This is a genomic window from Pseudodesulfovibrio pelocollis (assembly GCF_030282845.1).
In the GTDB taxonomy this organism is placed as follows: Bacteria; Desulfobacterota; Desulfovibrionia; order Desulfovibrionales; family Desulfovibrionaceae; genus Pseudodesulfovibrio; species Pseudodesulfovibrio pelocollis.
This window is the reverse complement of the sequence record NZ_JASTWE010000040.1, coordinates 1-25,699: the sequence shown is the minus strand read 5'-3', so window position 1 is coordinate 25,699 and position 25,699 is coordinate 1. Positions and strand designations below refer to the sequence as shown.

General features: G+C 63.5%; 19 protein-coding genes, 2 tRNA genes and 1 pseudogene. 5 read left to right on the top strand and 17 right to left on the bottom strand.

The window, feature by feature from the left end; translation table 11 throughout:
• Positions 1–274: 274 nt before the first annotated feature.
• Positions 275–700, bottom strand: coding sequence for an RrF2 family transcriptional regulator (locus QQS14_RS13055; protein WP_285907445.1), 426 nt, complete (start codon positions 698–700; stop codon positions 275–277).
• A 232-nt stretch (positions 701–932) separates the two neighbouring features.
• Between QQS14_RS13055 and QQS14_RS13050 the strand changes: the two genes are divergently transcribed.
• Complete coding sequence (locus QQS14_RS13050) at positions 933–1,970, top strand: hypothetical protein (protein ID WP_285907444.1); 1,038 nt, start codon at positions 933–935, stop codon at positions 1,968–1,970.
• 67 nt (positions 1,971–2,037) lie between these two features.
• On the opposite strand, the gene QQS14_RS13045 is transcribed toward QQS14_RS13050, so the two are convergent.
• Together QQS14_RS13045 and QQS14_RS13040 are read right to left on the bottom strand one after the other, a co-directional pair.
• Complete coding sequence (locus tag QQS14_RS13045) at positions 2,038–4,896, bottom strand: cache domain-containing protein (protein WP_285907443.1); 2,859 nt, start codon at positions 4,894–4,896, stop codon at positions 2,038–2,040.
• A 300-nt stretch (positions 4,897–5,196) separates the two neighbouring features.
• Entirely contained in the window at positions 5,197–6,822 is a 1,626-nt protein-coding gene (locus tag QQS14_RS13040; RefSeq protein WP_285907442.1) for a glutamate synthase-related protein, read from the bottom strand.
• 508 nt (positions 6,823–7,330) lie between these two features.
• Between QQS14_RS13040 and hslU the strand changes: the two genes are divergently transcribed.
• Together hslU and speB are read left to right on the top strand one after the other, a co-directional pair.
• Entirely contained in the window at positions 7,331–8,707 is a 1,377-nt protein-coding gene (gene hslU / locus QQS14_RS13035) for an ATP-dependent protease ATPase subunit HslU (RefSeq protein WP_285907441.1), read from the top strand.
• A gap of 20 nt (positions 8,708–8,727) precedes the next feature.
• Positions 8,728–9,528, top strand: coding sequence for an agmatinase (gene speB / locus QQS14_RS13030; protein WP_285907440.1), 801 nt, complete (start codon positions 8,728–8,730; stop codon positions 9,526–9,528).
• Between the two features lie 96 nt (positions 9,529–9,624).
• Here speB and QQS14_RS13025 read toward each other — a convergent pair whose 3' ends face one another.
• From QQS14_RS13025 to QQS14_RS12965, 14 genes and pseudogenes are all read right to left on the bottom strand, one after another.
• Positions 9,625–10,755, bottom strand: coding sequence for an autotransporter outer membrane beta-barrel domain-containing protein (locus QQS14_RS13025; protein WP_285907439.1), 1,131 nt, complete (start codon positions 10,753–10,755; stop codon positions 9,625–9,627).
• A gap of 123 nt (positions 10,756–10,878) precedes the next feature.
• A pseudogene (locus QQS14_RS16620) lies at positions 10,879–11,262 on the bottom strand (HAF repeat-containing protein); the annotation flags it as partial.
• 394 nt (positions 11,263–11,656) lie between these two features.
• Positions 11,657–12,469: an alpha/beta hydrolase gene (locus QQS14_RS13020; RefSeq protein ID WP_285907438.1), complete on the bottom strand. Its 813-nt coding sequence runs from the start codon at positions 12,467–12,469 to the stop codon at positions 11,657–11,659.
• A gap of 169 nt (positions 12,470–12,638) precedes the next feature.
• Positions 12,639–14,537, bottom strand: a complete 1,899-nt coding sequence (locus QQS14_RS13015) for a chloride channel protein (RefSeq protein WP_285907437.1) — start codon at positions 14,535–14,537, stop codon at positions 12,639–12,641.
• Positions 14,538–14,539: 2 nt separating this feature from the next.
• Positions 14,540–15,532, bottom strand: coding sequence for a bifunctional riboflavin kinase/FAD synthetase (locus tag QQS14_RS13010; RefSeq protein WP_285907436.1), 993 nt, complete (start codon positions 15,530–15,532; stop codon positions 14,540–14,542).
• Between the two features lie 65 nt (positions 15,533–15,597).
• Entirely contained in the window at positions 15,598–17,037 is a 1,440-nt protein-coding gene (locus QQS14_RS13005) for a M48 family metallopeptidase (RefSeq protein WP_285907435.1), read from the bottom strand.
• 165 nt (positions 17,038–17,202) lie between these two features.
• Positions 17,203–18,522 carry a transcription termination factor Rho gene (gene rho / locus QQS14_RS13000; protein ID WP_285907434.1) on the bottom strand — a complete coding sequence of 440 codons (1,320 nt, stop codon included), beginning with the start codon at positions 18,520–18,522 and terminating at the stop codon, positions 17,203–17,205.
• Between the two features lie 496 nt (positions 18,523–19,018).
• On the bottom strand, positions 19,019–19,534 hold the full coding sequence (locus QQS14_RS12995) for a CarD family transcriptional regulator (protein ID WP_285907433.1): 516 nt from the start codon (positions 19,532–19,534) through the stop codon (positions 19,019–19,021).
• 108 nt (positions 19,535–19,642) lie between these two features.
• A complete protein-coding gene (gene pth, locus QQS14_RS12990; protein WP_285907432.1) occupies positions 19,643–20,275 on the bottom strand; it encodes an aminoacyl-tRNA hydrolase in 633 nt (210 codons plus the stop codon).
• 109 nt (positions 20,276–20,384) lie between these two features.
• Positions 20,385–20,981: a 50S ribosomal protein L25 gene (locus tag QQS14_RS12985; protein WP_285907431.1), complete on the bottom strand. Its 597-nt coding sequence runs from the start codon at positions 20,979–20,981 to the stop codon at positions 20,385–20,387.
• 112 nt (positions 20,982–21,093) lie between these two features.
• Entirely contained in the window at positions 21,094–22,032 is a 939-nt protein-coding gene (locus QQS14_RS12980; protein WP_285907430.1) for a ribose-phosphate diphosphokinase, read from the bottom strand.
• 27 nt (positions 22,033–22,059) lie between these two features.
• A tRNA-Gln gene (locus QQS14_RS12975) sits at positions 22,060–22,135 on the bottom strand.
• A gap of 9 nt (positions 22,136–22,144) precedes the next feature.
• Positions 22,145–23,008 carry a 4-(cytidine 5'-diphospho)-2-C-methyl-D-erythritol kinase gene (ispE, locus tag QQS14_RS12970; protein ID WP_285907429.1) on the bottom strand — a complete coding sequence of 288 codons (864 nt, stop codon included), beginning with the start codon at positions 23,006–23,008 and terminating at the stop codon, positions 22,145–22,147.
• Between the two features lie 45 nt (positions 23,009–23,053).
• On the bottom strand, positions 23,054–24,469 hold the full coding sequence (locus QQS14_RS12965; RefSeq protein WP_285907428.1) for a Do family serine endopeptidase: 1,416 nt from the start codon (positions 24,467–24,469) through the stop codon (positions 23,054–23,056).
• Positions 24,470–24,649: 180 nt separating this feature from the next.
• Between QQS14_RS12965 and QQS14_RS12960 the strand changes: the two genes are divergently transcribed.
• A tRNA-Arg gene (locus tag QQS14_RS12960) sits at positions 24,650–24,726 on the top strand.
• A 242-nt stretch (positions 24,727–24,968) separates the two neighbouring features.
• Complete coding sequence (locus QQS14_RS12955; protein WP_285907427.1) at positions 24,969–25,655, top strand: polymorphic toxin type 44 domain-containing protein; 687 nt, start codon at positions 24,969–24,971, stop codon at positions 25,653–25,655.
• Positions 25,656–25,699 lie beyond the last annotated feature (44 nt).

Sequence of the window (25,699 nt, the reverse complement as noted above, 5' to 3'; positions counted from 1 at the left end):
TCCGAATTAGCCCGAAACTCGGCACGGTGTCAAGTCGAGTGTGAAATAAATATCATGAAGAATTATAGGGTATTGTCAAAAATATGAAAGAAAATGAGTCGCGAATGAGGGGCGATTGTCTTCCATTTTCGCAGCCCGGAAGCAGTGGGGAATGTGCCTGGATTGTTCCAGCGGGCAGGCGATCTGCGGACGGAGCAGGGGTGCGCTCATGTATTCCATACTGTCAGGGTATGGAATGTGGGTGCGCATCTCGGATGCTCCGGGTCGGGGTGGGTCAGTCGATGAGGTCGAGTCCGGCTGGGTTGTCCATCAGGTCGGCCAGGGTGATGGAGCCGAGCTCCTGCTCCAGGACGCGGGAGGCGCGCTGCCAGACCCGGCGGGTGCGGCAGGTGGCCGAGCGCGCACAGATGGAGCCGTCGTCCACGCAGTCTGTCAGCCTGATGCCGCCCTCCATGATGCTGACGATTTCGCCCACGGTGATGGCGGCCGGGTCGCGGGCCAGGATGTGCCCGCCCGTGGCACCGCGCCGGGAGGTGATGAGCCCGGCCTTCTTGAGGGGGCGGATGATCTGCTCGATGAACTGGACCGTGATGCCGGTTGACTCGGAGAGCACGGTGGTGCGCAGGGGGGAATCGTCGTCGTGCATGGCCAGGTCCAGCAGGAGCCGGGTAGCGTAGCGCGAGCGGGCGGATATTTTCATTCTGTCCCGTGATGTTGGTGTGATGGGGTGCCGCGTCCGTTGGTCAACCCTCGAAGACACCCACCTGACTAGATCAATCGTGCCAGTGCGTCAAGGCGTGCCGGGATGACGACTCGTCTTCTCTTGAAGCCGGAAGGCTTGCGGAGTATGGTGCCTTTTGGCTTGGATCGCGGGCTGGCAGGTGGCGCAGGCGGAGCGTGTCGGAAAAGCGGATTTGTCCGGGAGGATGAGGATGAGGACCAGAGAGATGAACCTCGCAATGTTGCGCGAGGAAGGGTATGTTGTCGAGCCGGAGCAGAAGTTCGCGGTGGACGATTTTCGGCCCGAGGATGCCCTAGGCGTGGCCCGGTTGTATTACAGGGTGTATGGGGAAATGTTCCCGGTCGATTATGTCTACGACCCGCAGGAAGTGGCCCGAATCAATGCGGGCAATGACCTGTATCAGGCTGTTGGGCGCACTGAAAAGGGCGACATCGTGGGGCTTTACGCCCTGTTTCGCAATCCTCCGGGGCGCAAGATCATGGAGGCGGGATCGTGGATGGTCCATCCCGACTACCGGACCACTTCCCTTGGGCTGCGGCTGGCCCGCAAGATCCACAACAAGCCGCCGGAGCATCTGGGGCTCGATGTCATTTCCGGGCAATGCGTATGCGACCACCTGACCACTCAGAAGCTCGGCAAGGTCGTCGGCGCGTGTACCTGTGCCCTGGAAATCGAGCCCATGCCGCCCAGGCCGATCTCGGAGGGCGGTGCCTATGGCCGCATCTCCCTGCTCGACCAGTTCTGCATTCTGCACGACCGGCCCCATGACCTTTTGCTGCCGGTCAGATACGCGGACCAGCTTCGCGCCATCTGCGAGGACGCGGGCCTCAAGCGGACGTTTGTGGAGGATGGGCCGCCGCAGTCAGACACTGTGGCCTCGACACTGGTGATCGAGGACGCCAGTCTGGCCAAGCTGACCGTGGAGGCTGTGGGCGGGGATTTTGCCCGGCACCTCGCTGAAATGGAGCGGGCGCACCCTGGCATGCACGCGTATCATCTCTTTTTGCCGCTGTGGCGTCCGGGCTGCTCCTTTGCCGTGGAGGCGGCCCGTGGCGCGGGCTATTTCTTCGGCGGGCTGCTGCCCCAGTGGTTCGACCGGGACGGGTTGCTCCTGCAAAAGGTCGCGGGAACGCCGGACTTCGACAAGATCAAGCTCTTTTCGCCGCAGGGGCAGAGGCTGCTCGATATCATCAGGGCCGACCGGGAATCCCTGCCCGACGGGCGCTGACCCCTGACGGGCCGTCTCCCGGGCAGGGCCGAGGGGCGGCGTGTCATGCCCTTGGCCGGGCTGCCGGTCATTCCTTCTTCCTCGGCAGGGGGCATCTGGTGTCTTCGAGAACCAGCCGGAGCTGGTGGCGCATCTCAACCCTGTCCACGGGCTTGGACAGATAGCCGTCCATGCCTTCCTTGAGGAACGCCTCCCGGTCTCCGGCCATGGCGTAAGCAGTCAGGGCGATGATGGGAATGGCCCGGCGGTTGTTCCCGGCCGCGCCGCTGCGGATGGCCCGGGTGGCTTCCAGGCCGTCCATGACCGGCATCTGGATGTCCATGAAGACCACGTCGAAGCGAGCTGCGGACAGGGCGTCCAGCGCCTGTCTGCCGTTTTCCACGGCCACCACCGTGTGGCCGTCCTTTTCGAGCAGGCGGGCCACGGCCAGCCGGTTGACCCGCGAGTCCTCGGCCACCAGGATGCGGCAGGCGGCGTCATGGCACTCGTCGTTTCCGTTCTGGTCCGCACCTGCCAAAGCGGCGTGGGCCAGGGCGAAGGGAATCTGGAAATGGACCGTGGTGCCGACCCCGACCTCGCTCTCGATGGACATGGTGCCGCCCATGAGATCCACCAGCCGCTTGCAGATGGACAGCCCAAGGCCCGCGCCCTGATGCTGGCGGCGGATGCCCTCGCTGACCTGGGTGAAGGGCTGGAACAGCTTGCCCTGCGCCGCGTCGGGAATGCCCGGCCCGGTGTCGGACACGCTGAAGAGCACCCGGCAGCGGCCGACGGGCGTTCCGGGCGGGGCATCGGGCGCCGGGTGGGGCGTAGGGGCTGTCAGGAGCGCCGCCGTCACCGTCACTGACCCGCCCCGGGTGAATTTGAGGGCGTTGCCCACGATGTTGCTCACCACCTGCTGGAGCCGGACCGCGTCGCCCACCACCAGCGGGGGGATGTCTCCGGCGATGCTGAATTCGAGGCTGTTTCCGGCCTGGGCCGCGCTGGGCCGGAAGAGTTGTTCAAGGGAGCGCAGGGTCTCGGCCAGGTCAATGGGTTCGGCCACAAGTGTCAGCTTGCCCGCCTCGATGCGCGCGAGGTCGAGGATGTCACCGAGCAGCCGCGTCAGCCGCTTGGCGGCGTCAATGGCGAATCCCGCGTATTGACGCTGCTCATGGTCCAGCGGGGTGGTCTGTAGCAGTTCCAGCATGCCCTGCATTCCGCCAAGGGGTGTGCGGATCTCATGGCTCATGTTGGCCAGGAATTCGGACTTGGAGCGGCTGGCCGCCTCGGCCGCCTCCTTGGTCGCCAGCAGCGTCTCTTCGGCCCGCCTGCGCATGGTGACGTCCCGTACGGCGGCCACGCGGCATTCCTCGCCTCGCAGCAGGAAATTTCGTGCCTCGATCTCGGCCTGAAAGTATGAGCCGTCCCGCTTCTGGAGGCGCGCCGTGTAGGGTGCGACCACTTCGCTGGCCATGCTCTGGCGGACAGTGTCGCGGTCCTCTTCGTGGATGAAATCAAGGAGATCGCGTCCGAGCAGTTCATCGCGCGAGAATCCGAGCAGAGCGGCCATGGATGCGTTCAGGTCGATGGCCGTGCCGTTTCGATGCACCACCACGCCCTCGGTGGTCAGGTCCGCCAGCAGCCGGTTGCGTTCCTCGCTTTCGCGCAGCCACTCCTCGGCCGTGTCTCTGGCCTCAAGCATGGCGTTGACCGAGGTGGCTATGGCCTTGAACTCGGCGAGGGTCAGGCGTTCGGGGGCGATGCGTGTCTTGTGGGTGGCAGCCTCGGACAGGAAACCGGTGAGTTCCGCCAACTGGCGGCTGATGCGCCCGGACAGCACGCGGGCCGCGAAAAGGGCCAGGATGACCAGCAGCAGGCACAGAAACGCGGTCCTGACCACTCCGTTCAGCAACTCTTCGTGCAGATGCGCCCGGTGCGCCGCGATTTCGGACTCCACGTCGTCCACATAGAATCCCGAGCCGATGATCCAACCCCACTCGGGCACGCCGCGCACAAAGGCGATCTTGGGCGAGGGGTCGGCCCTGTCGAGCTTGTGCCACGAGTATTCCATGAAGCCGCCGCCGGGCAGTCGGGCCTTTTCATGTTGGCGTTGGATGATCTTGACCCCGTCAGGACCGGTCATCTCCCAGATGGAAGCCTGGCCCCGGGTGATGACCCCGTTGGTGAAGAGAGGGTCACCCTCGAAGGTGGAACCGAAGAGGTAGCCATTGGTGCCGAAGCGGATTCGGACCAGCCAGTCCAGCGTGGTCTGCTGGAGCAGCAGGGCATGGTCTGCCACATATTCGCCAGTGCCGATGAAGCCGTCGAACGGCTCGAAATACTTGATGAAGGCGATCTTTGGATGGTCGTTGCCATCGGCATCTGGCTTGGTCCAGGTGTACTCGTAGAATCCCTGCCCGCGTTCGCGGGCCAGGGCGATCATCTCGCGGATCACGGAGCGGCCGTCCGCGCTGCGCATGTCGATGAGGTTGACGCCCTCAAGCTCGGGCTTGTCTGTGAAGAGCAGCTCGGTGCCGTCCATGCGGGTGGCGAAGTAGTAGCCCAGCCCGTCGTTGAAGCGGATGGCCCGCAGCGTTTCCAGTACGAGGCGCTCCAGCGCGGGCTTGTCCATGTCCTGGCCGTGCCGGTCCACGAGGCTCTGGGCGATGGCCACGGCCTCAAGGGTGCGGCCGCGTACCGAGTCCATGACCCGGCTGCGGGTCATGGCGCTCTGGTGGGCGATGTATTCCAAGGCCCGGTCCACCTGATAGGTGATCTCGTCCTTGCTCTCTTCCACGAACTCCAGGCGGACCCTTGCCGCCTCGTCCTGGAAGGTGTCGTATTTCTCCCACGTCCACAGAGCGATGCCCACCAGGGACACGACCACGGACATGGTCGCGATGCTGATGAAGATGATGGCCGAAAAACTCCTGTTTCTCAGCATGTCGCACTCCGTGATCGGCCGTGGTGTGTCGCGCTTGCGCCGCCCGCCGTGATTGCGCGCATCGCGTGGTGGCCGCTACGAGCGCTGCGGTCCTTGCGTGTTCGCATGATCCTCCCCTGGTGACATTCGCGCTGCACAGCCGAACAGCTTTTCAAACATACCACGGATCGCGGCGCACTGCCACCGCCAAGAGCATTGGAAGACCGCGAACGACCCCGGATCAAGCCCACGAAAAAGCCCGGGCCAGCGGCCCGGGCTTGATTGGCGATCGTCATCGGCCGTGGGCCGAAGACGCGGGGATTACATGTCGATGATTTTCTTGGCGGTGTCGTCCATCATGTCGGTGATGAACTTGATGCCGGTTTCGCGCTCGGTTTCGCGGTTGCCAGAGGCGATGTCGCTGCGGGTGATCTCATTGAGGGAGAACTTGCGCGCGCCGCACAGGAGCTGCTGGATCTCGGCCGAGAGCTTGTCCACCAGACACCAGATGGCCACGGCACCCAGCGGCAGGTGGGCCATTTCGTCCTTGCCGACCTTCTTTTCCACATCCTGGTAGCTGGTGAATATCTCCTCGGGGCTGCTGCCGTAGGCGGCGACCGAGGCGGGCAGCTTTTCCCAGTTGCCGCTCAGCCGTTCGCGGCGGTCGGGGAAGAGGGCGCCCTCGATGTTGGAGCCGAGGAAGCCGGGGATCATCATGGCGCGGCCCATGCAGATGAGCTTGGTGTAGGGCGCGCCCATGGCCAGGGCCTTGAAGATGGTGCTGCCCTTGGTGAAGCCGCCTGCAAAGGACATGTCCACCACGCGCTTGCCCCGGGCGGCCAGTCGGCTGGCGTACTCGTGGGCCTTGGCGTGCAGCAGGATGGAGGGCACGCCCCAGCTCTCCATCATGTTCCAGGGGCTCATGCCCGTGCCGCCGCCCGAGCCGTCCATGGTCAAAAGGTCAAGCTCGGCCTCGGAGGCGAACTTGATGGCCATGGCCAGGGCCTCCATGCCGTAGGAGCCGGTCTTCAGCGAGATGCGCTTGAAGCCGAGTTCGCGCAGGTACTTGACCGAGTTCATGAACTCGTCGTGGACCTGCTCGTAGGTGGAGAGATTGGTGTAGCCCAGCCGGCTGTGACGGGCGAAGTGCTTGATCGCGCCGCGCTTGTAGCCTTCCTGCACCTCGGGCTTTTCCGGGTCCGGGTCCACGAGGTAGCCGCGCTGCTTGAGGAACAGGGCGTAGTCCAGGCTTGAGACCTCGATCTCGCCGCCGATGTTCTTGGCCCCCTGGCCCCACTTGAGTTCGATGATGACCTTGTCGCCGTATTTTTCGGCCAGGTATTCGGCCACGCCGTTGCGGGTGTCCTCCACGTTCATCTGGACGATGATGGCACCGTAGCCGTCATAATACCGCATATAGGTGTTGATGCGGCGCTCCAGCTCCGGGGCCTTGGTGATGCGGCCGTTGGCCAGCACGGACTCGCGGTCCACGCCGACCACGTTCTCGCCCACCACGATGGGCGCGCCCACCAGGGCACAGCCAACGGCGAAGGAATCCCAGTATTTGGCGGCGATGAAGGTGGAGCCGAGCGCGCCGGTCATGAAGGGCACGCGACACTTGGTCGTTTCCTTGGCCCCAAAGGAGGTCTCAAGGCCGACATCGGTAAAGAGCAGGTCCTGCTCGGTGTCCACCGAACCCAGGGCGCCGTAGTTGAGCCCCTGGATGCGTAGCGAGTTGTAGGACACGCCCAGGTGGGTGGTATTGCCGCTGCCCGCGGTGACCATGCCGAAGTCGCGCGGATAGAGCATCTCGCGGCCGCGCAGGGACGACATCCAGGTCTCGCACTTGCCCTGGCAGTCGGCCCGGCACAGGGTACACAGGCCGGATTCTATGGCGTTGCCGCGATTGACACTTCCGAGCACATCATTGCTTTTGAGCCAGTTCATTGGATTGGTACTCCCCTTCAAAAGTGTAGATTTTCGGCTGACACATTTAGCAATAACGGCCCAACTTGTCATCAATAATTATCAGGCAAAACTGAAAAAGAACAAAGTTGTAGGAAGTGTAGTTTTTTGCCTTTGCCAAGGCTACAATTTTGCACTTTTGTGAGAACACCCTCTTTCGAGGCCCGCTTTGCCCTCGGAACCGGCCATGCCGAAGAGGTGCTTTGACAAGGCGGGCGATCTCGGCATACTCACCGACAGGGATGCGGCCAATCCTGCGGATTTGGCGTGGAACCGGCCGCTGCCCGTGTCGTATTGGCCGCCGCCCTGGTGCGGCGTACTTGGGAACACTGGCAATAATTTTTCACGGGCGCAGGGGCCAATGCCCGCCGCGCCGTGGTTGAGATCATTGACGCCGCGCCCCGCTTCGGACGGCAGGACGGCGAAAATTCTTGGAGAGCCCGGAGGCCCCGTATTTCGGGGCGTCCGACAGCCGGAGGCACAGCATATCATGAGCAATCTGACTCCCCGGGAGATCGTTTCGGAACTGGACAAGTACATCATCGGCCAGAATGCGGCCAAGCGGATGGTGGCCATCGCCATGCGCAACCGCTGGCGCCGCCAGCAGCTTGACCCGGAACTGCGCGACGAGATCGCGCCCAAGAATATCATCCTCATGGGCCCCACCGGCGTGGGCAAGACCGAGATCGCGCGGCGGCTGGCCAAGCTGGCCAACTGCCCCTTCTTCAAGGTCGAGGCCACCAAGTTCACCGAGGTGGGCTATGTGGGCCGCGACGTGGAGTCCATGATCCGCGACCTGATGGAGATCGGCGTGAGCATGGTCCGCGCCGAGGAGACCCAGAAGGTGCGCATCAAGGCCGAGAAGCACGCCGAGGAGCGGCTGCTGGACCTCCTGCTGCCCAGGGCCAAGCCCACCGGCGGCCCGGCCGGGCTTTTCGCCGCCACCCAGTCGGGCGAGGTGGAGCAGAAACGGGAACCGGACGAGGACCCCACCCGAGAGAAGTTCCGCCGCATGTTCCGGGCGGGCCAGCTGGACGAGCGCGAGGTGGAGCTTGAGGTCAAGGTCCAGTCCGGGGCCCAGGTGGAGATCATGGCCATTCCGGGCATGGAGGAGATGGGCGCGAACCTGCAAAACGCCTTTTCCAACATGTTTCCGAGCAAGCGCAAGCAGCGTAAGATGAAGATTCGCGACGCCTATCAGGTGCTGGTGGACGAGGAGGCCGAGAAGCTGATCGACCCCGAGGCGGTCAACGAGTTGGCCCGGGAGCGGGTGGAACAGCAGGGCATCCTGTTCCTGGACGAGCTGGACAAGATCGCCTCGCGCCACGATCAGGCGGGCGGGGCCGATGTCTCGCGCGAGGGCGTGCAGCGCGACCTGCTCCCCGTGGTCGAGGGCAGCGTGGTCAACACCAAGTACGGCATGGTCAAGACCGACCACATCCTGTTCATCGCGGCCGGGGCCTTCCACTTTGCCAAGCCCTCGGACCTGATTCCCGAGTTGCAGGGCCGCTTCCCCCTGCGCGAGGAGCTTGATTCGCTGCACAAGGAGGAGTTCTACCGCATCCTGACCGAGCCGCGCAACGCGCTGACCGTGCAGTACAAGGCCCTGCTCGGCACCGAGGGCGTGACCGTGGACTTCACCAAGGAGGCACTGGACGAGATAGCGGCCACGGCCGAGAAGGTCAACGAGGAGAACGAAAACATCGGCGCGCGCAGGCTCTACACGATCATGGAAAAGATCCTGGCCACCCTCTCCTACGAGGCCCCGGACAAATCGGGCGTGACCGTGGTCATCGACCGCGCCTATGTGCGCGAGCAACTGGCGGGCATTGTCGAGGATCGCGACCTGTCGCGGTATATTCTATAGGCGCTGGCGCGGTGTCAGCCATGAAACGCGAGATAGCCCTGGTGGGCGTTCCTTTGGACGAGAATTCGTCGTACATGCGCGGTGCGGCCGCCGGGGCCGCTGCGGCCATCAAGGCGGTATGGTGCGAGTCGGCCAATCTGTGGACCGAGACCGGCATGGACCTTGGCCCGGTGCTGGTGGATGGAGGGGCCGTGGATTTCGCGGGCGCGGGCTCGCCCGGCGAGCGCATGGAGCGCATCGAGGGGGCGGCGCGGGAGGTGGCCGAGTTCGGGCGGCTGCCCATCTTCGCGGGCGGGGACCATTCCGTCACCTATCCGCTGGTGCGCGGGCTGCGCAAGGCCCTGGGCGAGTTCGACATCCTGCACTTTGACGCCCATCCCGACTGCTATGCATTGTTCGAGGGCAATCCCCTGTCCCACGCCTCGCCCTTTGCGCGGATCATGGAGCAGGGGCTGTGCGCCCGGCTGGTGTCCGTGGGCATCCGCACGGCCACCGGCCATCAGCGGGAGCAGCGCGAGCGGTACGGCATCGAGTGGCTGGAGATGCGCCACCGGGCAGACTGGCCCGCACTCTCGTTCACGCGGCCGGTGTATGTCAGCTTCGACCTGGACGTGCTGGACCCGGCCCATGCGCCGGGCGTGGCCCATCACGAACCGGGCGGACTGACCACCCGCGAGGCCCTTGCCATCATCCAGGCCATCGACGCGCCCATCGTGGGTGCGGACGTGGTGGAGTTGAACCCGGCCCGCGACCGCGACGGGGTCACGGCCATGACCGCAGCCAAGATCATCAGGGAGCTGGCCGGGATGATGCTGCGGTGACCTGATCGATGCCGTCAGTTCTATTACAGTGGCTTACAGGAAAGAAGGGCGACCAGTGATCTGGCCGCCCTTCCGTTTCGTCGTATTACAAGTGTGCTAGATGTCCCAGCCCAGACCGATGGTCAGGGCAATGTCCGGCTCGGCGTTGTGCTGGCTATCTATGCCGAAAGAAAGCCGGGAAAAGGTCTCGAAGCCTTCGTAGGGCCGCCACTTGGCGCCGACTCCGGCATCGCCCCAGTTCTGGTCTACGGCACCCCCGCCGTAGTTGAAGGCGTAGAGGCCTGTCAACTGGCCGCCCATGGAGGCTCCCTTGCTCTCGAAACGATGGGACCATGCGGCCCAGGTCCAGAGGTTCAGGGATTCATTGCAGGCGTATTGGGCCTCAAGGCCGAGGCGGGCGCGGTTGCTGGTGTCGGTCCTGGAGTCGAACCGGGCCGGGAAGGGGCCGCCGGATTCGGTGTAGCCGTCGATCTTCACCCGCTGCCAGTTGTACTGGGCAAAGGGCTGGAGCGCGACGCGGCTGGCAACGGGGAAGGCCCACCCAACGCGGCCATACAGGCCGAAAGCCTGGGCCTGGGTGCTGCCGCTGGATTGCGCGGAACCGCCTGCGTTCTGGTACCCCCGCTTCAGGTCCATGTCGATGTAATGCCAAGTGCCGCCGCCCTCAAGGCGGAGGCCATATGCCTCGGGCGCATAGGCCACGAAGACGCCGGGGCCGATCAAGGTCGTTTTCTGGTTGCCGCCATGCGAAGTGTCAATGGACCGCTTGCCGGAAAAAACACCGCCGCCGACGCTCAGGCCGTTGGCAAGGTAGCGGGTCAGGCCAACGCCGCCCTCGCCGCCGAAATCGTCGCCAGACAGGGAACTGTCGCTGATGACGGTGCCGACAACCCAGAGCTGGGTTCTGCCGTTCATTTCGTCGCCGCTTGACAGCCCCTCGCTCGTGTTCTGGACAGCACCATGGGAGGCGTCCATCATGGCGGATGTGCTGATTTGGCTCATGGAGGAGGCAGTGGTGCCGACTTGCCCCATGGAGGCCAGGGAGTTGTTGAGGGCCGCCGTGGTGATGACGCCAGTGTTGCGGGCTATGAAGGCTTCAGTTCCGTTGGGGCTTGTGCCGGTTCCTACGATGGTCCTGCCGTCTCCGGAAACGCCAGTTGCTTGAGTCAGCGTCCATCCTGTCAAGTCTACCCCGTTGGAAGTCAGGATATCATTGAGTGACTGCATTCCTGTGCTTTCCGTCCATCGAAAAGCCTCGGCTCCTGACGCCGAGTTGCCATAGCCGACGACAACAGAGCCGTCTGAACTCACGTCATAGGCCCGAGACCAAAACGTCCCGCCATCCAGGTCTCCCAATCCGATCATTCCCCCGGCCTGTGTCCACCGGAAAGCCTCCTGTCCTGACGCCGAGGTGCCATGGCCGACGACAACCGAGCCGTCTGAACTCACGCCGTAGGCAAAGGAAGAAAAATCCCCGCCATCCAGGTCTCCCAATCCGATCATTCCCCCGGCCTGTGTCCACCGGAAAGCCTCCTGTCCTGACGCCGAGGTGCCATATCCAACCACAACAGAGCCGTCTGAACTCACGCCAAAAGCCATAGATCCGAATCCGCCTCCATCCAGGTCTCCCAATCCGACCATTCCTCCAGCCGTCCATCGGAAAGCCTCAAATCCAGATGCAGTGGTGCCATATCCAACCACAACAGAGCCGTCTGAACTCACGCCGTTGGCCATAGATTCGAATCCGCCTCCATCCAGGTCTCCCAATCCGACCATTCCTCCAGCCGTCCATCGGAAAGCTTCAGTTCCAGACGTCGAAATACCTCTTCCTACGACTGTTGAGCCGTCTGAACTCACGCCAAAAGCCATAGAGTCAAATCCCCCTCCAGCAAGGTCTCCCAGGCCTTCAAAATCGGTAGCAAGCGCAACGGGAGCACAGCAAACAGTGGCCAGGAGGGCTGACATCAAACAGGCAACAGCGATTTTCCCTAAGCGAACAGCAGGCACAGAAGCAGTCATGTGAGCATCCTTGCGAGTCTGTTGAGAAATATAATGATTCCTGTACCCCCCCCCCCCGATAAATGTCAACATAGGATGTCAGAACATTCTTACAATCTTCTTACTTTCCTCAAGGTAAGCTCCGTTCCCGCCATGTCTTTGCCCAATCCTCGCCGCCATGCCCCAGGCCTTCGACAATGACCACGGATACCGGCGCATCTGGCCGCAGCTGATCGACAAAAGACTGAACAACACTGGGTGGGACAACCGTATCCGCGCTCCCCACATAGTGGACCTGGCGAATATTTGATAGCCGATCGGCGACAGAGATCGGGTTCAGCGACTCAGCCAGCGGCGTGACGCCGTGCAATCGGGTCCATGCCGCATGGTCGAGATTGCCGCAGATGGTGACAAGCAGGTCCACGTCCGTCCGCCGTGCCGCAAGCAACGCAGCCACGGCCCCGCCGCCGGAATAGCCGAAAAAGACGACGCGCTTTGCCCCGGCCAGCCCCTTGGCTTCGTCCACAAGCCGTTTCTGCGCCTCAAGCACGGCCTCGGAGAACCGCCCGGTGGTCCAGTGGACGGGCAGGCAGGCCTCGCCCGTCACATATTGGCAGGGACGGCCAAGGTAGGCCACTGCCAAGGCATTGTCCTCGCGCGCCAGCAACAGGCCTGTGGGCGTTCGCGGAGTGGGGTCCAGGGATGGCCGGTGTCGGCTGGCGTAGGCCACCCCGTCGCCCTCTATGTAGATATGGACCGTGTCGGCCTGACCGCGCACCCAGCCCACTGCGGGAAGCGGAGCATCGACTATGACCTGCCTCCAAGCTGGGTCGGATTGGAGCGTTTCGAAGGTCTTGTTGGCCTTGCAACCGAGCTGTCCGACGACGATCAGCGCAAGGAGGACGAGTCTGACGAAATTGAGGTACTGTGCGCTTTGCTTCATGTGGTTTCAGATAGCCCAAGTTTGACACGCAAAGCAACGCTGTTGCGGTCAACGCTTTCGATGTTGGAGCAATTTCTTGATGGCTGGTTTTTTCATTGAGCGCATGGCACGAAGAAGCCCCCCGGCACGTCACTGTGTCGGGGGGCTTCTGCGCGTTCATGAGGCAGGGTCAGCGCCGGTCGGGGCTGGTGCTGGTGGGGGGCGCGCCTCCATCGGCGGTGCCCTCGGCCGTGCCCTTGACCGTGGCGATGGCCTCTGCATAGGCCTGGAACACGTCGTCGCGGTTGATCAGGCCGATGATCTCGTTGGTGTCGGTCTGGGCGACCACGGGAATCTGGCCGTAGTCGGTGTTCACGAAGCGCAGCAGGGCCTGATAGAGGTCATAGTCCGGCCGCACGTAGACGGGCCGGGACATGAGATCGCGCACCACCACCAGGGTGTGCAGGCCGTCGTCGAACATCCAGTTGCTCACGTTCTGGATGGAGACCATGCCCACATAGGTGCCGTCGGCCTGCTTGACCGGGAAATAGAGCTGGCTTGAGTTGGCGATGACGTCGGTCAGTTCCTTGAGGGTGGTGGATTCCTGGAGCACCACCACCTCGCCGGGGTTGTAGAAGTCGGCCACGTGCATCTGTTCGAGGATGTTGATGGTGGCGTCCTCGGCGTGGGCCGGGGAGCTGAACTTGTTGTCCACCTGATGCTCGTAGAGCGAGACATTGCGGCACAGCACCAGGCACAGGGCCGAGGCGAGCATCAGCGGCGCGAGCAGGCCGTAGCCCTGGGTCAGCTCCGTGACCATGATCAGCGGGCCTATGGGCGCGCTGGCAACGCCTGCGAAGAAGGCGGCCATGCCCACGAGGATGTACGCGCCGGGCTGGGTGACGATGTCCGGGAACCATGCGTGGCCGAACTTGCCCACCAGACCGCCGGACATGCCGCCCACGAAGAGCGCGGGCGCGAACATGCCGCCGGACATGCCCGAGCCGATGGTGACCGAGGTGGCCACGGTCTTGCCCACGATGAGGTAGCACATGCCAAGGGCCGGAATCTGGCCGAGGATGGCAAGTTCGAGCCAGCCGTAGCCACCCGAGAGCACTCCGCCGGTGATCAATCCGTCGGTGGCCGTGTAGGGGTAGAGGATGCCGATGAGCCCCATGGCCAGCCCGCCGATGCCCATGGACCAGATCAGCCCCACCTTCTCCCGCAGCGGGAAGAAGATGTGGTATTTCATGAAGTAGAAGGTGCGCACATACATCCACCCGGCAGCCGCGCAGACCAGGGCGAGCAGGGCGTAGAAGAGAAGCTCGCGCGGATCGTGGAAGGTGAAGCGCGGGATGCCGAAGATGGGGTCAGTGCCGTAGAAGAAGGTGAAGATGGAGTAGGAAACCACCGAACTCATGACCGCAGGCAGGATGGCCTCGGCCTCGAAATCCTCGCGATAGATGACCTCCACGGCGGTGAGGGCGCCGCCAAGGGGAGCGCGGAAGATGGCACCCAGCCCCCCGGCCGCGCCCGCCAGCAGGAGGATGCGCCGCTCCTTGGCCGAGAGGTCGAACATCTTGGCCAGCCATGCGCCCGCGCCCGCGCCCATCTGGGTGATGGGGCCTTCGCGGCCCGCGCTGCCGCCCGAGGCGATGGTCAGCACCGAGCAGATGCCCCGGATGATGGCCACCCTGGCCCGGATGATGCCGCCCTGGTTGTGGAAGGCGTTGATGGTGGCGTCGGTGCCGTCGGTGCCGCCCTCTATGGTCTCGGGGATGAAACGGCTGACCAGCCAGCCCGTGAGCAGGGCCGTGCCGGTGGTGAAGACCGGAATGACCCAGGGGCGGAAGGCTCCCACCGGGCCGTGGAAGATGCCCTCGCCCGCTGGCTCGGGCGAGACGATGCCCGCCAGATAGTGCTGTACGAAATAGGTGCCCGCCTCCACCAGCAGGAAAAAAGCCACGGCTACCAGTCCGGACAGGCAGCCCGCCAGCACACCGATGACCAGCCAGCGGAACGAGGTGACTGTCCGGTAGGATTTGACGAAGGCGAGCCAGTAGTTGATGAATTTTCTGAAGAGCGACATGGCTATGCGGAGCGGCCCGGGATGGTGCCGGGTTCGAGGAATGGTCTGGTCAGGCGGATTTCCGCCTCGGGCTGGGCCAGGATGCACCGGCCCAGCTCGACATCCCTGGCGATGCGTTCCTTCAGTTCATCGATGCCCGAGAATTTGCGCTCGTCGCGGATGCGCTGGACGAAATGGACGCGGATGTCCGCGCCGTAGAGATCGCCGCAAAAATCGAGGATGTGGGCCTCCACCGAGAGGGCGTTGTTGCCGAAGGTGGGGTTGATGCCGATGTTGGCCACCCCCATGCGCACCTCGCCCGCCACCTCGACCCAGATGGCGTAGACACCGGGCATGGGGAACAGCTCGTCCACCAGCTTGAGGTTGGCGGTGGGAAAGCCGAGCAGCCTGCCGCCGCGCTTCATGCCGTGCACCACTTGCCCCTTGACCTGATAGAACCGGCCCAGCAGTGGGCGCGCCTCCCAGACCCGGCCGGACTGGACCAGATCGCGGATGCGGGTGGAACTGACCACCGCGCCGTCGATGGTGACCGGGTCGAGCCGGTCCACGGTGAAGCCGTGGAGCGCGCCAAGCTCGGCCAGGGTCTCGAAATTGCCGGAGCGGCCCTTGCCCATGTGGTAGTCGTAGCCGATGATCAGCTCCTGCATGCACAGGCCGTCGAGCAGGTAGGTGCGGATGAACTCCTCGGGCGTGAGCCGGGCCATGGCAAGAGAGAATTCGAGGAGCAGGCAGACCTGGGGACCGTGCTGGGAGATGAGTTCGAGTTTTTGCTCGGTCAGGGTGATGAAGGGCGGGGGCGTGCCCTTGCCGAGCACCTTGAGGGGATGGGGGTCGAAGGTGACCACCGCGCTGACCAGCCCCTGGGCCTTGGCCCGCGAGCAGGCCAGTTCGATGAGCCGCTGGTGGCCCTTGTGCACGCCGTCGAAGTTGCCGATGGTCACGCAGGCTCCGGCGACAGCGCCGCGTATTTCTTCTATGTCTCTTACGATGATCATTGTTTTGGTGCTTCGGGATGAAGGAGGGGAACCTACGCCAAATCGGCGCAAGGTTCAAGGCGCGCCTACATCGGCCCCTTTTCGCGCTCGGCCATGGTGGCGTGCAGGGTCTTGAGCTCCTCGCGCTGGGCGTCGGTCTGGGCGCTTTCGCCCGCCTGCTGGGCGTGGAAGCGCGCCTTGCGTATGTTGTTCGAATAGATGGAAGCGTAGGCGAGGTTGAGGTTGCCGCCAAAGGTGTCGCCGGACTCGCCGAGAATCATGCCCAGGTGGTGGTAGACCTCGGAATCCTCGGGCACCATGGCAAGCACCCGGCGCATGTTGTCCGCGGCCTGGGCATACTGCCTGCTCTCGGCCTGGAGGCGGGCCATGTAGAAGAGGGCCAGGGCGTCGCGCGGATTCTTGATGGCGGCCTTCTGGAGGTAGGGGGTGGCCCTGGCGAACTCGCCCGCCTTGAAGAAGAAGATGCCCGCCTCGCGGACCACGATGGGGTCTTCGCCGTCGAGCCGCAGGGCCTGCTCGAAGGAGCGGATCGCTCCCTCGCGGTTCTTGAGGCGTTCAAGGACGATGCCCCGGCCCACATGGTCGATGGGGGTGTAGGTGTTGATGTTCTTGTCGTCCCAGTAGGCCATGGCTGTGGTGGCGGGCGACATCTTGGCGCGCACCAGCATCTGCACCTTGACCAGGGTGGTGTTGTCGTCCTGGCGCTCGGTGAAGGTCTCGGGCATGCGGTTGATGCGGTCGGTGAGGTAGGAGATGCGCTCGCTCAAGCCCGGGTGGGTCGAAAGGTAGGTGGGCATCTGCGCGCCGGAATCGAACCAGCGGTTCTTGAGCATGATCTCGAAGGTTTCTGGCATGCCCCTGGGGTTGAATCCCGCCTTGACCATGGAATTGAGGCCCACCTGATCTGCCTCGCGCTCGTCCTCCTGTGAGTAGTTGAGCATGGCCGCGGTGGCAGCCCCCTGGGAGCCGGCCATCAGGGCCTGCCCCACCTTGGCGGCCGAGTTGTTGCCCGCCACGCCGAGGAAGACCCCGGCCAGGGTCCCGGCCATGGACAGCAGGGCCACCTTGCCCTGGCGCTCGATGCGGCTGGCCACATGGCGCTGGGAAACGTGCGCCAGTTCGTGGGCGATGACCCCGGCCAGCTGAGATTCCGAGGTCACGTCCTGGATCAGGCCGGTGAAGATGTAGATATAGCCGCCCGGGATGGCGAAGGCGTTGAGGGCCGGGTTGGCGATGACCGCGCTGGTGATGCGAAAGGGCATGGGGCGCTTGGCTTCCACCACGCGGCGGACCAACTGGTCAACATAGTCGGTGATATAGGTGTCGCCCACCATGGGCATCTGGGCGCGGACGATGCGGTCAAAGTTGCGGCCCATCTCGTTTTCCTGCTGGATGGTCAGCTTGCCGTCGGGCAACAGTCCGGCGTGGGCCGTGCTCATGGGTGCCAGGACCAGGGCCAGGGCGGCCACAAGGGCCGGGAGTATGGAGAGGCGGCGAAGACGCATGGTCGCTCCGTTGTTGCCGGGGTTTACCCATTGTAACCATTTATGCCCCGGTGGCAACCATGTGCCCCGGGCTGCACAAAAAATATCGCCATGTCCTGAAACGACAAGACCGCGCGCACCGGTCCGGCGCGCAGCGGTCTTGGGCGGGTGCTCGGCGCGGCCGGGCTATTTGCTCATGGAGTCGAGGAACTGCTGGTTGTTCTTGGTCCCCTTCATCCTTTCGCGCAGGAATTCCATGGAGTCGATGGAGCTCATGGGGGCCAGGAGCTTGCGCAGGATCCAGACGCGGTTGAGCACGTCCTCGCCAAGGAGCAGTTCTTCCTTGCGGGTGCCCGAGCGGTTGATGTCGATGGCCGGGAAGACGCGCTTTTCGGCCAGATGGCGGTCGAGGTATATCTCCATGTTGCCGGTGCCCTTGAACTCCTCGAAGATGACCTCGTCCATGCGCGAGCCGGTGTCGATGAGGGCGGTGGCGATGATGGTCAGGCTGCCGCCCTCCTCGATGTTGCGGGCCGCGCCGAAGAAGCGCTTGGGCCGTTGCAGGGCGTTGGCGTCGATGCCGCCGGACAGGACGCGGCCGGACGATGGGGTCACGGCGTTGTAGGCACGGCCGAGCCGGGTGATGGAATCGAGCAGGATGACCACGTCGCGCTTGCGCTCCACCAGCCGCTTTGCCTTCTCTATGACCATCTCGGCCACCTGCACATGGCGGGTGGGCGGTTCGTCAAAGGTGGAGCTGACCACCTCGGCCTTGACCGTGCGCTGCATGTCGGTGACTTCCTCGGGCCGCTCGTCGATGAGCAGGACGATGAGGTCCACGTCCGGGTGGTTGGCATTGATGGAGTTGGCGATGGTCTGGAGCATGATGGTCTTGCCGGTGCGCGGCGGGGCCACCAGAATGCCGCGCTGGCCCTTGCCGATGGGGGCCAGCAGGTCGATGATGCGGGAGGCGTAGTTTTTGTCCCCGTTTTCCATGGTCAGCATGGATTCGGGGTAGAGGGGGGTCAGGTTGTCGAAGAGGACGAGATTCTTGGAGTGTTCGGGCGACTCGAAGCCGATTTCGCTGACTCGCAGCAGGGCGAAGTAGCGCTCGCCCTCCTTGGGTGGGCGGATCTGGCCGGAGACCACATCGCCCTTGCGCAGGCCGAATCGGCGTATCTGGGAGGGGGAGACGTAGATGTCGTCCGGCCCGGGCATGTAGCTGTACATGGGCGAGCGCAGGAAGCCGAATCCGTCCGGCAGGATCTCGAGAACGCCGTCGCCGTAGATCTGGCCGTTCTGGGAGGCACATTGCTGGAGCAGCTCGAAGATGAGTTCCTGCTTGCGCAGGCTGCTCGGGTTTTCGACCTCGAGCTGGACGGCGAGGTCCGTCAGCTCCTGCATGCTCTTGAGCTTGAGTTCAGCCAGGTAGAGCTTGTCTACGCCGTTGCCGTTCTCGGAGCCATTGCCTTGGATGGGTTCTTTGGCGGTCTTTTTTTTGGCCATGTGTGGAGTTTACCGTTTGAAGGTTGAATGATGGGGAATGCATGTATGCCACGAGTCTCTTTCGAGACGTCCAAGCAAAATCCGGGTCCCTGTGCGCCGATGGTGGCGCGGGCTGCTCGTCTGAAAAGGGGGAACCGCTCGCTGGATGCGGTTCAAGATGGTAAGCCGGGACTACCTCTTGTTGTATGGTTGGTGAGCCGGGAACGACCCGTCAAAAATACGTGTATAGCGGGATGTATTTGATCAAGCCGCAGGTGCGGCGACATCTTGGGGCTTACCCTAAACGCCCCGGCTTGACAAGCCCTTGTGGCCACGGTTCGCGCCTGTTTTCCCAGGTTGTCCGAAAGGTTTGGGGAGCGGCGGGACGGCGGCGGGACGCCCTGGCTGGCGGACGACGCATCGCGGCTGGCAGTGGTTCAAAAAACATCAATGGTACAGGGTGTTTGTGTTGTCATGGTCCGGATGGGCTCTCAGGGGCTGGCAGCGCGATGGGGGGCTATTCCTTTTCTCCCTGGGGCAGGAGGACATCGGCGAACATCTCGTTGATGTCGGACTTTATGTCCTCCTGAGGCCTGTCCACGGAATAGGCCAGCTCCATGGAGACAAGGCCCATGGCCTGCTCAAGCAGCCTGCGCTCGCCAAAGGAGAGTTCCTTGTCGCGCCCGATGAGGAACAGTTCCTTGAGCACGTAGGCCACATCGGAGAGGTCGCCGCTCTTGAGCTTCTCGGAGTATTCGCGGTAGCGGCGGTTCCAGTTCTGGCCGGTGTAGCCGGTGAAGCCGGTGCGGTCCTTGAGAGACTCGAATATATCCTGCCCCACTCGCAGGCTGCACACCGAGCGAAGCCCCACGTTCTTGGCATTGGCCACGGGCACCATCAAGGTCACGTTGTTGCTCAGGATGCGGACGATGTAGAAATCGGCTTTCACATTGCCGATTTCCTGGGATTCCACGCGCTCGACGCGTCCGACACCCTGTGAAGGATAGACGACCAACTCATTGACCTTGAACACTTGAGGAGAGGCTCCTTGCTACAGGCTGTTGAAGAGGCAGAAAGTCAGCATACCGAAATCCGGCGCAAGAGTCCATGCCTTGGGTGGTTTCCCGGGGAATTGGGTCGTTCAGGACTGGCTGGCTGTTTCGTCGTCCGCAGTGTCCAGCGTGAACCCGTTGACATGCTGAACGGCGAGGGGCAATCCCCGCCGATAAAAGATATCCAAGCCTTTGATCGCGTGGGTCATGATGGCGGGCAGGTGGGCCGAGTCGGTCCCGGCAAAGGGTTCGAGCACCCAGGCCGAGACATCGGCAAACCGGGTGGCCGGGCGGCCGATGCCCACGCGCAGGCGGAAAAAGTCGGGGGTGCCCAGGTGCTCTTCGATGGACTTGAGCCCGTTGTGGCCGTTGTTGCCCCCGCCCTTCTTGAGCTTGAGGCGGCCCAGCGCCAGGTCCAGCTCGTCGTGGACCACCAGGGTCTGGTCCGGGGCGAGCCCATGGCGGCCGCAGATTCTGGCCACGGCCTTGCCGCTTAGGTTCATGTAGGTCATGGGTTTGGCCAGCAGGCGATAGGCCCCGGCCAACCTGAGCCGCCACAATTCGTAGTCGCCCGACTCCTCGATGCGTTCAAGCTGCATGTTCCTGCGCTCGCCAGCCATGGCCAAAAGATGATCCACGAGCATGAACCCGACGTTGTGCCGGGTCTGTTCGTACTTGGGGCCTGGGTTGCCCAGGCCGATGATGGCGCTTTTGCAGTCCATGGGCTGTGGCGCGGGGGTGTTTTTCGGGGCCTGCCCCGCCCGCGCGGAAAAAAAACCGGGACGCGCACTGGCGCGCCCCGGGAATGCGTATCCTTGAGAGCGCGGTCCGCTATTCGTCTTCTTCGCCTTCTTCCTCGTCGGCCTGCTTCCCGGCGATGGTGAGCACGGCGTAGTTTTCGTCATACACCGGGGTGACGCCCTCGGGGAAGGCGATGTCGTCGATGTGTATGGAGTCGAGCACGTCGAGATCGGTGATGTCGATGACGATGGACTCGGGGATGTTCATGGGCTTGCAGATGACCTCAATGGTGTCGCGGAACAGATCCAGGCGGCCGCCGAGCTTGACGCCCTTGGAGGAGCCCTTGATTTCGTAGTGGACCGCGACCTTGATGTCCTTGGTCAGGTCAATGCCGAAGAAGTCCACGTGCTCGGGCATGCCGGAGACAGGCTCGTTGCGCACGCGCCAGAGCAGGGCGGGCATGGTTTCGGTCTTGCCCTCGCGCTCCAGGACCAGCTCGAAAACCTGGGCCTTGCCCAGCTTGGCGTAGGCCTTCTGCAGGGGGACCAGCTTGACCTGGACCGGGATGTTGGTGCCCTTCTGGTCGTAGTAGATGCCGGGGACCATTTCCTTCAGCCGCAGGCGGCGGTTGTGGCCCTTTCCGGTCTTGGTGCGTTCCTGCACATTGAGTTTCAGCAGTTCTGCCATGGGAGTTGCTCCTTTTACGCCCTGGCCGTCACCTGTTGACGGACGCTCGCGCCTTAAATGGTTGCCCGTTCCGGGGTGCGCCACGGCGGCGGCTTCCCGGTTCGCCGGGTATCTAGATGAACAGCACGCTCACCGATGATTCGGTGTGCACGTTGTTGATGGCTTTGGCCAGCAGGGAAGCCACGGAGCGCTGCTTGATCTTGCCGCAGCAGCGCTTGTCCTCGTCAAGGGGGATGGTGTCTGTGACCACCACCTCGGAGAAGGCCGATTCCTCCAGCCGCTGGATGGCCGGGCCGGAGAGGACCGGGTGGGTGGCGCAGGCCATGACTTCCTTGGCCCCGTTGTCCATGATCACGTTGGCCGCGGCGCACATGGTGCCTGCGGTGTCGATCATGTCGTCGATGACCACGGCCACCTTGTCGCGCACATCGCCGATGACGTGCATGGCCTTGGCCTGGTTGGGCGTCTCGCGCCGCTTGTCCACGATGGCCAGGGAGGCTCCCAGCCGCTTGGCGTAGGACCGGGCGCGCTCCACGCCGCCCGCATCGGGCGAGATGATGACCAGATCGTCCTCGCGGTCGCGCAGGTGCTCGATGAGCACCGGGGCAGCAAAAAGGTTGTCCACCGGACAGTTGAAAAAACCCTGGATCTGCCCGGCGTGCAGGTCGCAGGTGACCAGCCGCTGCATGCCGGCGGCCGAGAGCATGTCGGCCACGAGCTTGGCCGAGATGGGCGCGCGCGGCACCACCTTGCGGTCCTGCCGGGCGTAGCCGAAATAGGGGACCACCGCGGTGACGCGCGAGGCGCTGGCGCGCTTGAGCGCGTCGAGCATCAGGCACAGCTCCATGAGGTGGAAGTTGACCGGCGAGCAGGTGGGCTGGATGACGAACACATCGTCGCCGCGCACGTTCTCGCCGATCTCGATGCGGATTTCACCGTCAGAGAACCGTTCGCGCAGGACCGGAGAGGGCTTGGTGCCCAGGTGCTCGCAAATGGCCTCGGCAAGGCTCGGGCTCGCGGAACCGCTGATGATTTTTAGCTCACCGTGCATTGTCATCCCCCGGGTTGGCTGGCTGAATGGCTGGGGCGGAAGGACTCGAACCCTCGAATGTCAGGACCAAAACCTGATGCCTTACCGACTTGGCGACGCCCCAGCATGAAAATCACAGCGTCTGCGTATGGACGCTCACCCCGTCCTCTTCAAGAGCCTGTGCGGCGGACATGCCGACATTCCTGTCGCGGAACAGACCGAACAGGCTGGCTCCCGAGCCGCTCATGGCGGCTGCCGAGGCCCCTGCACCGATGAGTTTTTCCTTTATCTTCCGGAGCATTGGATGCGCCTGAAAGACCACGGATTCAAGGTCGTTGGCCACGGGCAGGGGCGAAACGGGAGATGCGTTCTTAGTATCAAGCGCGGGGGTTGTCAAGGATTCCCATGCCCCGGGCGCGGACCGGGCCGCGTCAAAGGCACGGAAGGCCCAGGCCGTGTCCACATGCAGGTCCGGGCAGGCCAGGACCAGGGTCAGGCCCGACAGGTCCACCCCGGCCGGGGTCAGCCGCTCGCCGATGCCCCTGGCCTCGGCCGGGCCGTCCATGAGAAAAAAGGGCACGTCCGCGCCGAGCTTCGCGGCCAGGGCGATGAGGCTGTCCCGGTCCAGGGCGCGTTCTCCGGCCAGGGAATGAAGGTGGCGGAGCATGGCCGCCGCGTTGGAGCTGCCGCCGCCGAGCCCGCCGCCCATGGGGATGCGCTTGGTCAGGGTGACGAAGAGGCCGGGCCGCAGTCCGGTGGCCTCCGCGTAAGCTTTCCAGGCCCGATAGACGAGGTTGCCCGGTCCCTCCAGATCGGGGTGCCCCGGGCAGCGCAGGAAGAAGTCGCCGTCCGGCCCGGGCTCGACCAGGAGGGTGTCGCACAGGCCGGACACCGGGTGAAAGAGGGTGTGCAGATCGTGGTAGCCGTCGCCGCGCAGGCCGGTGACGCGCAGGAAGAGGTTGATCTTGGCCGGGGCCGTGAGGGTGGTGGCGGTCATGGCGTTGGGCAGGCACGGGGCTCCCGGAGGAGCCCCGTGCCGTGGTTATTTCTGGTCCAGAGGCAGGGCCACGAACAGGTTCTGGCCCTGGCGCTTGATGAGCAGCATGACCGCGCCGCGCGCCTTGTCGCGGTTGATGACGCTCTCCAGCTCGGCCGGGGAATTCACGTCCTGCTGGTTGGCCTGGAGGATGACATCGCCCTGGCGCACGCCCTCGGCCGCTGCCGGGGAGTCGCCCGCCACATCGACCACGATCAGCCCCTGCGCTGCGTCCAGGCCCAGGGCGTTTGCCTCGCGCTCGCCCACGGGCTGGAGCGCCATGCCGAGGACCGTGGCCGCTGTCTGGGGCTGCTGGGGCTGCATGGCGGCCATGGTCCGCTCGCCGCGCTCGCCCAGGGTCACGGTCTTGGTGATGCGCTTGTCGCCGCGCCACAGGGTCAGCCTGGCCTTGTCGCCGGGCATGAGGCCCGCGATGCGCGCCAGCAGGTCCTTGCTGTCATTGACCTGCTCGCCGTTGACCTCAAGGACCACGTCGCCCTGGCGGATGCCAGCCTTGTCGGCCGGATGGTCCTTGCCCACCGAGGAGATGAGCGCGCCCCTGGCCTCGGGCAGGCCCAGGGCCTTGGCCTGGGTAGCGTCCACGCTCTGGATGGTCACGCCGATCCAGCCGCGCCTGACCGCCTTGCCCTGCTTGAGCTGGTCGATGATCACCTCGGCCTGGCTGCTGGGGATGGCAAAGCCGATGTTGTCGGCCGCAGCGTTGATGGCGGTGTTGATGCCCACCACCTCGCCGCGCATGTTCAGCAGCGGGCCGCCGGAGTTGCCGGGGTTGATGCTGGCGTCGGTCTGGAGGAAATTGTCAAAGGGTCCGGCCCCGATGATGCGGTGCTTGGCCGAGATGATGCCCGCCGTGACCGTGTTGTCGAGCCCGAAGGGGTTGCCGATGGCCAGCACCCATTCGCCCACCATGAGCGCGTCCGAGTCGCCCAGGGTGAGCACCGGCAGGGCCCGGTCGCTCTTGATCCTGATGACGGCAAGGTCGGTCTCCTTGTCGCGGCCCACGATCTCGGCCACGTATTCCTTGCTGTCGTCCTGGAAGCGGACCGTGACCTTGTCCGCGCCCTCGATGACGTGGTTGTTGGTGACGATGAGCCCGTCCGGGGAGATGACGAAGCCGGAGCCCTGGCCCATCTGCTTGCGCGGCTGGCCCGGCTGCTGGCCGAAGAACTGGTCGAAGCGGTCGAAGAACTCGCGGAAGGGATGGCCCTCTGGCACCTGCTGGCGGAACTGCTGCCTGCCCGGCGCGGCTTGGGTGGTTTTCTCCGTGGCGATGAAGACCACGGACTTGCCCGCCCTGGCGGCCAGCTCCGTGAAGACGGGCAGCCCGTTGGCCGCCGCCAGCACCGGCAGCGCCAGGGCCAGTCCGGTCACAATAAGGATTTTGGCTAGGTGCCGATTCATGTTGCCTCCTGGGAAAATGCGAAAAACAGGACGGCGGAACCTTTCCGCACCGGCCAACTATAGGGTCTTTTTTGCACTTGTAAAGGGTGTGTCGGTCATTGCACAGCGCCCGGCACACGATGAAACGCTTGCCTTTTGCCCAACCCTCGGCTACGAACCAATCCCGGCGTCATCGCCAGTGGCCCCGTAGCTCAGTAGGATAGAGCACCAGATTCCTAATCTGGGTGTCGCAAGTTCGAATCTTGCCGGGGTCACCAATTATAGCACACACAGGCCAGCCTTGTCATGAGGCTGGCCTTTTTTCGTGGGCAAGGCGGCGGGTCAATCGCGCGCCAACATCCCTTCCCAACATCCTGTCAATAGGGAAAAACTGTTCCATTTCGCCTTGTCATGCCCCTGTCGCGCCCGTTTTCATTCCGGGGCCAAAGCCTGTGTCATGGTGTTGCGCACGACACGGAAGACGGCTTGAGCCACCTTCATAAAGAAAGGAGAGACGGACATGAGCGAAAAATGGGTGCAGCACTTGGGCGACGATCAGTTGGTTGGCGGGATGCCGAAGCATATGGTTGGGGTGGCTGGCGGCAAATCAACCGAGGGCGGCCCGCAAACATATTGGCGCTACAAACCCAAGCCGCAGGCGTGCGGCAAGTGCCAGGCAATGAAGGATGTCTGGTTCAAGGAGAAACCCGGCCCGGTGCATCCCAACTGCAAGTGCGAGATTGAAGAATTCAAGGGAGTGAAGGTCAACGGGAGGACGGACATCGTCATTCCGCCCGGAGTTGATCTTGCCGAGAATATCGCAGAGGCGAAAAGGAAGGGTAGGGAGTGCGAGGAGCAGGCTGAAGCACTTCTTGCGGGGTTGCCTGTTCGCGCAAGGACAAGCAATCCGCTCCCATTGGGTCGGCTTGTCTTTTGGTCAAAGTGCCAGTGGATATTTGATAATTTCAAATCTGGTGCTCGCTATGACTACAAGACCAAGGGGGCAGAATATGAGGCTTTCGGTAATTATCATTATGGCGTATACACCTCTGCTATGGGCATTAACGCTACTTTTGCCCAAGTTGCTGCAGGCGCTTGGCAGATTTGGCAGAGAACGTCTGAATGGAGTCGGGAATTTGCCGATTCTTGGTTTGACGACCCCGCAGATAATGAGGCTATCAGAAAAGGGCAAAAGTTCCCGTTCTGATTATTACAGAAATTGGCGGGAGCAGACTTTGCTTCCGCCGTTTG

Excerpts from the sequence above, each read along its gene's own strand:
- QQS14_RS13055 (WP_285907445.1), bottom strand. The coding sequence starts at position 700 with ATGAAAATATCCGCCCGCTCGCGCTACGCTACCCGGCTCCTGCTGGAC.
- QQS14_RS13050 (WP_285907444.1), top strand. The coding sequence starts at position 933 with ATGAGGACCAGAGAGATGAACCTCGCAATGTTGCGCGAGGAAGGGTAT.
- QQS14_RS13045 (WP_285907443.1), bottom strand. The coding sequence starts at position 4,896 with ATGCTGAGAAACAGGAGTTTTTCGGCCATCATCTTCATCAGCATCGCG.
- QQS14_RS13040 (WP_285907442.1), bottom strand. The coding sequence starts at position 6,822 with ATGAACTGGCTCAAAAGCAATGATGTGCTCGGAAGTGTCAATCGCGGC.
- hslU (WP_285907441.1), top strand. The coding sequence starts at position 7,331 with ATGAGCAATCTGACTCCCCGGGAGATCGTTTCGGAACTGGACAAGTAC.
- speB (WP_285907440.1), top strand. The coding sequence starts at position 8,728 with ATGAAACGCGAGATAGCCCTGGTGGGCGTTCCTTTGGACGAGAATTCG.
- QQS14_RS13025 (WP_285907439.1), bottom strand. The coding sequence starts at position 10,755 with ATGCAGTCACTCAATGATATCCTGACTTCCAACGGGGTAGACTTGACA.
- QQS14_RS13020 (WP_285907438.1), bottom strand. The coding sequence starts at position 12,469 with ATGAAGCAAAGCGCACAGTACCTCAATTTCGTCAGACTCGTCCTCCTT.
- QQS14_RS13015 (WP_285907437.1), bottom strand. The coding sequence starts at position 14,537 with ATGTCGCTCTTCAGAAAATTCATCAACTACTGGCTCGCCTTCGTCAAA.
- QQS14_RS13010 (WP_285907436.1), bottom strand. The coding sequence starts at position 15,532 with ATGATCATCGTAAGAGACATAGAAGAAATACGCGGCGCTGTCGCCGGA.
- QQS14_RS13005 (WP_285907435.1), bottom strand. The coding sequence starts at position 17,037 with ATGCGTCTTCGCCGCCTCTCCATACTCCCGGCCCTTGTGGCCGCCCTG.
- rho (WP_285907434.1), bottom strand. The coding sequence starts at position 18,522 with ATGGCCAAAAAAAAGACCGCCAAAGAACCCATCCAAGGCAATGGCTCC.
- pth (WP_285907432.1), bottom strand. The coding sequence starts at position 20,275 with ATGGACTGCAAAAGCGCCATCATCGGCCTGGGCAACCCAGGCCCCAAG.
- QQS14_RS12985 (WP_285907431.1), bottom strand. The coding sequence starts at position 20,981 with ATGGCAGAACTGCTGAAACTCAATGTGCAGGAACGCACCAAGACCGGA.
- QQS14_RS12980 (WP_285907430.1), bottom strand. The coding sequence starts at position 22,032 with ATGCACGGTGAGCTAAAAATCATCAGCGGTTCCGCGAGCCCGAGCCTT.
- ispE (WP_285907429.1), bottom strand. The coding sequence starts at position 23,008 with ATGACCGCCACCACCCTCACGGCCCCGGCCAAGATCAACCTCTTCCTG.
- QQS14_RS12965 (WP_285907428.1), bottom strand. The coding sequence starts at position 24,469 with ATGAATCGGCACCTAGCCAAAATCCTTATTGTGACCGGACTGGCCCTG.
- QQS14_RS12955 (WP_285907427.1), top strand. The coding sequence starts at position 24,969 with ATGAGCGAAAAATGGGTGCAGCACTTGGGCGACGATCAGTTGGTTGGC.